This is a genomic window from Archangium lipolyticum (assembly GCF_024623785.1).
GTDB lineage: Bacteria > Myxococcota > Myxococcia > Myxococcales > Myxococcaceae > Archangium > Archangium lipolyticum.
This window is the reverse complement of record NZ_JANKBZ010000071.1, coordinates 1-7221: the sequence shown is the minus strand read 5'-3', so window position 1 is coordinate 7221 and position 7221 is coordinate 1. Positions and strand designations below refer to the sequence as shown.

At 65.7% G+C, this 7221-nt stretch carries 5 protein-coding genes; 2 read left to right on the top strand and 3 right to left on the bottom strand.

Annotated features, from left to right (window positions below):
- The first annotated feature begins 173 nt into the window (after positions 1-173).
- Positions 174-2450 (top strand): excinuclease ABC subunit UvrA, encoded by a 2277-nt coding sequence (locus tag NR810_RS51830; protein WP_257463594.1) that lies wholly within the window; start codon positions 174-176, stop codon positions 2448-2450.
- An 87-nt stretch (positions 2451-2537) separates the two neighbouring features.
- On the opposite strand, the gene NR810_RS51825 is transcribed toward NR810_RS51830, so the two are convergent.
- Positions 2538-3893, bottom strand: coding sequence for a glycoside hydrolase family 16 protein (locus tag NR810_RS51825; protein ID WP_257463593.1), 1356 nt, complete (start codon positions 3891-3893; stop codon positions 2538-2540).
- Positions 3894-4206: 313 nt separating this feature from the next.
- On the opposite strand from NR810_RS51825, the gene NR810_RS51820 reads away from it, so the two are divergent.
- Positions 4207-4962, top strand: coding sequence for a hypothetical protein (locus NR810_RS51820; RefSeq protein WP_257463592.1), 756 nt, complete (start codon positions 4207-4209; stop codon positions 4960-4962).
- A 137-nt stretch (positions 4963-5099) separates the two neighbouring features.
- On the opposite strand, the gene NR810_RS51815 is transcribed toward NR810_RS51820, so the two are convergent.
- Together NR810_RS51815 and NR810_RS51810 are read right to left on the bottom strand one after the other, a co-directional pair.
- A complete protein-coding gene (locus tag NR810_RS51815; protein ID WP_257463591.1) occupies positions 5100-5903 on the bottom strand; it encodes a hypothetical protein in 804 nt (267 codons plus the stop codon).
- Positions 5904-5989: 86 nt separating this feature from the next.
- Positions 5990-6733: a hypothetical protein gene (locus tag NR810_RS51810; RefSeq protein ID WP_257463590.1), complete on the bottom strand. Its 744-nt coding sequence runs from the start codon at positions 6731-6733 to the stop codon at positions 5990-5992.
- Positions 6734-7221: the final 488 nt, after the last annotated feature.

Genomic DNA, 7221 nt, shown 5'->3' with positions numbered 1-7221 from the left:
GCGCGACTCCTTCTACGCGGAAGCCGTCCGTCGTCTACGGCAACTGAGACGGCCTGGCACGCTCCGGGCTCTTCTCCGTCCCAAGCGTCGGCCGCCCCCTGAACGGACTTAGTTCGGCTGGCTTAGCGTTCCCTCCCCATCAACCGGTCGACAGGGCTCTATACTCCCGGCCCATGTCCACCGACATCGAGCACATCGAGATCCGCGGCGCGCGGGAGAACAACCTGCGAGAGGTGAACCTCCGCATTCCGAAGCGGAAGATCACGCTCTTCACCGGCGTCTCCGGCTCCGGCAAGTCTTCCATCGTCTTCGACACCATCGCCGCCGAGGCCCAGCGCCAGCTGTTCGAGAACTTCAGCCTCTTCGTCCGGAACTTCCTGCCGAAGGTTCCGCAGCCCTCGGCGGACGCGATCGAGAACCTGAACATGGCGGTGATCGTCGACCAGAAGCGACTGGGCGGCGGCTCGCACTCCACGGTCGGCACCGCGACGGACATCAACCCGCTGCTGCGGCTCCTCTTCTCGCGCGTCGGGCAGCCGCACGTCGGGTACTCGAACCAGTTCTCGTTCAACGATCCGCAGGGCATGTGCCCCGAGTGCAACGGCATCGGGCAGAAGCTCGGCGTGAGGGCGGACGGCTTCCTCGACATGTCGAAGTCGCTCGCGGAGGGCGCGGTCCAGGTCCCGGTGTTCGCCAAATGGGAGAACGGGATGTACGCCGCGTCGGGCTTCTTCGACGTGAACAAGAAGCTGTCGACGTTCACGAAGGAGGAGATGGACCTGCTGCTCTACGCGTCGCCGCGGAAATTCAAGGCGAAATTCAACGGCAACGACATGAACGCGACGTACATGGGCATCATCGAGAAGTTCACGCGCGCGTACATCAAGCGGGACATCAAGACGCTCTCGCCCAGGACGCAGAAGACCGTCGCGCCGTACCTGACGATGGGGCCATGCCCGTTGTGCAAGGGGGCGCGGCTCAGCCAGGCCGCGCTCGGCTGCAGGATCCAGGGGAAGAACATCGCCGAGCTGACGGCGATGGAGGTCGACGAGCTCCTACCCTGGGTGAAGGCGCTCGAGGGCGCCGCCGCGGCACCGCTGGCGAAGGCGCTGGCGGAGCGGCTCGGGCACGTGGTGGACATCGGACTCGGGTATCTGTCGCTCGACCGCCCCACCGACACGCTCTCCGGCGGCGAGTCGCAGCGGATCAAGATGGTGAAGCACCTCGGCTCCAGCCTGGTGGAGGTCCTCTACATCTTCGACGAGCCCAGCGTGGGCCTGCACCCGCGCGACGTGTACCGCCTGGGCGCGTTGCTCCGGGCGCTACGGGACAAGGGCAACACGGTGCTGGTGGTGGAGCACGACCCGGACGTCATCAAGATCGCCGATCACGTCGTGGACGTCGGGCCTCACGCTGGCCGGAAGGGCGGCACTGTCGTCTTCGAAGGATCGTACGAAAAACTCCTGAAGTCGAAGACGCTCACCGGTCAGTACCTCGAGCGCCAGCTGCCATTGAAGGAGACCCCGCGCCGGCCGAAGGGAAGGCTGCCCATCCGGAACGCGCGCGTGAACAACCTCAAGGACGTGAGCGTGGACATCCCGTCCGGCGTGCTCACCGTCGTCACCGGAGTCGCGGGTTCGGGGAAGAGCTCGCTCATCCACGAGGTGTTCGTCCCGACGACGCCCGGTGCGGTGGTCATCGATCAGTCCGCCGTCGGCACCTCCAGCCGTTCGACGCCGGCCACCTACACCGGCGTGATGGACGATCTGCGCAAGGAACTGGCGGACGTGAACGACGTGGACGCTTCGCTGTTCAGCTTCAACTCGAAGGGCGCGTGCGAGACGTGCAACGGGCTGGGCGTCCTCTACACCGACCTCGCGTTCCTGGAGGGCGTGAAGACCCCCTGCGAGACGTGTCACGGTAAGCGCTTCAAGGACGAGGTGCTCGAGTACAAGCTCGAGGGGAGCTCCATCAGCGACTACCTCGCGCTGAGCGTCGCCGAGGCGCTCGCGGCGCTCGGGTCCGGCAAGGGCGCGAAGAAGCGTGTGCCGCTCTTGCGGAAGCTGGAGGCGATGCGCGACGTCGGCCTGGACTACCTGACCCTGGGCCAGCCGCTGAACACGCTCTCGGGCGGCGAGTGCCAGCGCATCAAGCTCGCGACCGAGCTGCACAAGAAGGGGTCGGTCTACGTCCTCGACGAGCCGACGACGGGCCTGCACATGTCCGACATCGCGCTGCTGATGAAGATCATCGACCGGCTGGTGGATGAGGGGAACACCGCGGTCGTGATCGAACACAACCTGGACGTGATTCGGAGCGCGGACTGGGTGATCGATCTCGGTCCCGACGGCGGAAGCAAGGGCGGCGAGGTCGTGTTCGAGGGCCCGCCAGCGGAGCTCTTGAAGGCGAAGAGCTCGCTGACGGGCGCGGCGCTCCGCGGCGAGTTCTGACCACGGTAACGCTGCCCGCCAGCGGATGGGATGGTGGTCCTTGTCGGGCCATCCCACCCTGGGCTTCTGTGGCGGCAGGAGCGGTTCCTACAGCTTGATCAGCTCGACGTCGTCCGCGTGGAGCGCGGGCGAGCTGTCATACGCCGACGACTGGGAGTGGAAGCCGAACTCCACGTAGCCGCCCGTCACCGAGATGGCGGGCGTCTCCACCAGCGTCCAGGCGCCGTAGTTGCCCAGGTTCGTCATCGCCGGGGCGCAGGAGGCGCAGGTCTTGATCTGCAGCCGGGAGAAGTTGAAGGCGCCCGACTTGCGCACCCAGGCACGCACCTTGTAGTTGCCGTTCGGCAGGCCGCTCTTCGTCTGGTACGTCCACGCCTCGAACGGCGCGTTCCGCCAGTGCGTCAGGTGGTAGGAGCCCGTGTGCGCGCCGTTGTAGGTCTCGCTGAAGGCGGAGGACTCGGTGCCGTTGGGCGACCACGTCGACCAGCCCGTCATGCCGGACTCGAAGCTCGGGTTGGTGATGGCGGTGCCGGTGGGCGGCGGCGTGCTGCCCTGCTGGTACCAACGCACCCACTCCACTTCCATCGTCTTCGTCTGACCAGCGGGCAGCGCGATGGCATCGGGGCTGGGGAAGCCGTACCAGTTACCGCCCAGCGCCAGGTTCAGGATGATGTAGTGGTTCTGCTGGAACTCGGTGTCCGGGTTGTAGAAGGTGGCGTTGGCGACCCTGCCGTCCAGACGGAAGATGATGCTGCTCGGGCCCCACTCCATCTCGTAGATGTGGAAGGAGTCGGCGAGGTTGTAGCCACCGCTAGCGCCCGTGCCCCAGTGGGCCTGGTTGCCGTTGGAGTCCCAGTGCACGGCGGACTTCATCCACGTGGGCTCGTTCGAGTGCCACTCGAGGATGTCCAGCTCACCGCTCTTGGGCCAGCCCACCTGGGAGATGTCGGCGCCCAACGTCCAGAACGCCGGCCACATGCCGTAGCCCGAGGGCACCTTGATGCTCGCGACGATCTTCCCGTACCGCTTCTCCACCTTGCCCTTGGTGTGGATGCGGCCCGAGTAGAACGAGCGCGCGCCGCAGCGCGGATCGCGCGGGTTGTCGTAGGTGCGCTGCGCGGAGATGACCAACTTGCCGCCAGTCACCGTGACGTTCTCGGCCCGCGGGTACTCCAGCTCACCCGTGCCGAAGTCGCAGTTCCCCGTGACCGGGTCCCAGTTGCTCGTCAGCGGCGTCCAGTTCGCCGTGTTCAGACCGGAGGTATTGAACTCGTCCGACCACGCCAGGTTCCAGCCCGCTCCAGGGTCATAGCCAAGTTCCGCCTGCTGGGTCTGGCCCAGGTCGATGGACTCGGCCTGCACGCCCTCCTCCTCCGCACAGCCGGAGAGCGATGCCACACACAGAGCAGTCAGGACTCGTGAAAGCGCTTTCATACCGTTCATCGGGTTCACCTCGGGGGGGTAAGGATGGCGGCACTATGCCGAAGAATCCGGCAGAACGGAATAACCAGCCTAAAGGAAAATGTTGGTTAGTTGGATGTAAATGGGAAAACAGGTTTGGGTGTCCACTTTGACGGGGTGCGTCTAACGCATCGGTGGCCATGGCGAGTGCGAAGCCGCCCGTGGCCGCCGCCTTCAGCCCCTCGGACCCGCTCGCCCGGGAGAACCCAACAGGACCTATTGCCCAGCTTGACTCAAATGGTCAAATCCGTTCCCCTGTGCACGCGTGAAGCGCGCAGGCACGAAGGGAAGGCACGTGGCGAACGAGAAGAAAGGCAGGGACGGTGGGACGGGGCCGTTCCAGCTCGGCAGGAGCTACGACGAGGTAGGGCCCGAGCTGGGGAGCCTCCACGAAGCGCGGCATGAGGGCACGGGTAGGGCGGCACTGACGCTGCTGCCCACCGAGCGCGTGGAATGGCGGCCCGAGGGCCCCTGGCGGGTGAGGCTGTCCTGCGAGCCGGAGCACCCCTCCGTGACGCTGGAGGTGGAGCAGGCGCCCGCCTCGGCGCAGGTGACGGAGCTTGCGGACATCCTCGTGTTGATGACCGCCGCGGTCGAACGCGTGGAGGACAACCCCCGGGTGCAGGCCCACCTCGCTCGAGGGCGGGTCAGCCCCAGGGAGCGGTGGGGGCCGAGGGCTGTCGCGGGCCTCGCGGTGCTCGCGCTGGGTCTGGGCGTCTGGCCGCATCTGGCGAGCGGTCCCGAACAGCAGGAGCCCATCGCGATTGTCGCGGACACCGAGAGCGCACTGCCAGGCAATGCACCGGATTTGATCAACGCGGATGCCTCACAGGTATCGGCCATCACCTATCCTCTGCCATCGAAGCCTTTCCAGAATCAGGCGAAGGCGCCCTGCAAGACCAAGGTCGGTGAAGTCGAGATCAACGGAGGGTGCTGGGTGGAACTCGCGCAGCGGCCTCCGTGTTACGAGAACCGGGCCGAGTACCAGGGCAAGTGCTACCTGCCCGTCTCGAAGGACCGGGGAGGTCTTCCCCAGTCCGTCCAACCCTGAGCGAGCAGGGCAAGAACTGAAACACTCCCGAGGAGCATGACGGAGCGGCGGGTTCGATTCCCGCCGCTTCCAGTAGAGCCATGTCGCGATGGCTCCAGCGTCCTCGTGGGCCTGCGCGACGCCGGGCGCCAGCCGCTCTAATGCCGCCCCAACTCCCTGTCCCAGTCCGACAATTGCGTGGACACCGCGTATTTGTAGGCGCTGGAGATATCCTCGAACTTCTTCGGGGGAAGCGCGGAGAGGCGCTCACGCAAGAAGCCCGGGTCGCCGAGCACTTCGCGGTGTTTGAGATCGGTGTCCACCTCGACCATTCCAGGAATCACCCGGAGCACGGCCTCCAGGCAATCCTCCCGGGTGGCGCGAGACATGCGCTCCACCGTCAGGGCCAGGTGCTCGCGCACAGGGGCAGGGCCTCCGGGGCACCAGGCCTCCAGGGTCCTGCGGTAGATGTCATCCATGAGCTCTTCCAGCGTGTACTTCTGATCGAACGACCAGAACGCGTAGCGAAGGCCCTGGAGCACCTCCCAGAAGCGGAGCACCGAGGCGAGCCGGTTCGCCATGCGCTCAGCGCTCTGCGGCGGGGGCGGAGACACGGCATGGTCGAGAGCCCCCCAAGGGGTGCTCAGGCAGAAGGACTCGAAGGCGTCACTCATGCGCGGGCGCTCCTCCTTCGGGACGCCTTCATCCAAGCCCATGAAGACGTCGCCGAAGATGTGCATCCGCCAGCGGGGGTCGCCCGAGTCGAAGTCGGCCCCCGAGTGCATCACCAGCACCTCGCCGGGTGACACCTGTCGCATCTGCCGGGGCTGGGGAAAGGCACCGGTCTTGAGATACTCCCGAGCCCACCAGTGGCCCTCGGCTCTCCCCTTGCGGAGGATGGCGGCTTTGGTGCCGTAGAGCCACGCTGGAAACTCGAGCACCTGGGAGCATTCAGTGTTCATGACCTTGCGCCCTACCACAGCGGTCAGATGCGCCTCAAGCGTCAGGCACCTCGCGCACCCCGAGGGCGCAGACACCGCCCACCCGCTCAGCGGCAGTCCACGGGCAGGTAGACTTGGCCCTGGAAGCCCTTGGGGCGTTCGTCTCCTTCATAAGCAGCCCGGAGCGCCTGCTCGGCCAATCCGCCGCGCTGCTCTACCTCTTCCCTGGGCAGCTCCTCTTCCTTCTGGGCGGCCCGCTCCTTCCAGGAAGCACCGGGCTTCTTGCGCCGGTAGCTCCAGCGATACAGCGTTACTCCGGGCTCTGGCGTGCGCCAGGACAACTTCCAGAGTGCTCCCCCGTTCTCGAATTCGAGGAAGAGGGACCCCTCGAAGCTGGTGCCTCCCACGAGTTGCTTACCAGGGTCGACAGCCTCATTCAGGGCCGCCAGATAGCGCCCCGCCTGTTCTCTCCCTTCGCTGCGCGATTTCTCATTGTCCGGCTTGAGCTCGAACAGCACGAGGAGACGGGTATCGGTGATGTCCGGGCACAAGAGCCTCACGAGCTCTGGAAGACGCTCGGGGTCCCCCAACTTCCCTTCCTTCACAATTCTGTAGAGGTTGACGTTGTCGAGGAAGACGGCATTGGTGGGGTGCTGCACGCGGTACTCCCTGCCAATGGCGTAATGTGCGGCCTTGCCAAGGAAAGCGCCCCAGGGCTCGTTGGAGTCCGGCTTACGGCCAGGAAGCTTGGAGGAGGGCGGCTGCGCCTGGGCACCGAGGGCCGCCACGAGTACCAGGAGAAAACCCGCCAGCCCCAAGGTGCTCCTCGTCCTGCTTCCACTGCTTTTCATGGCCAACATGCTCCTCCCGGTGCGGTGTGAAGCCGGGGAGGCAACCATGAGGGGCTGACACAACACCACTCACTCTGTGCGCCGGGGCCAGCCTCTCAGGCAGCGAGGGCAACTCCAGCGGGAGGTGAGCTTGCTCTTGATCGTGGCATCACCAGCGACGTCATCCCAGAAATCAGGAGTGGAAGGCTCTTCCGAAGCCTGGGAGGGGTGTCAGACGATTCGTATGGAACGAGCTGTCGGCGAGTCCTTTGATACCTTCCCCGGGGCTGCGGGGCTGTGGAGTTTTAGCCAGAGGGTCGCCTCGCGGATTGGGCCCAAGGCAAAGAGGGCCTGAGCCTCCACATCATTCCCAAGGGGGATTGTAACCGTTCACCGACTCAGGCAGCGAGCGCGAGCTGAGGTACGGGCACGGTGGGGAGGAGCGAAGGCCCGCGCAAGCCGCGGCGGTGCGCGGCGAGGGTATCGGTAAGGAATGAGAGTACGTCACG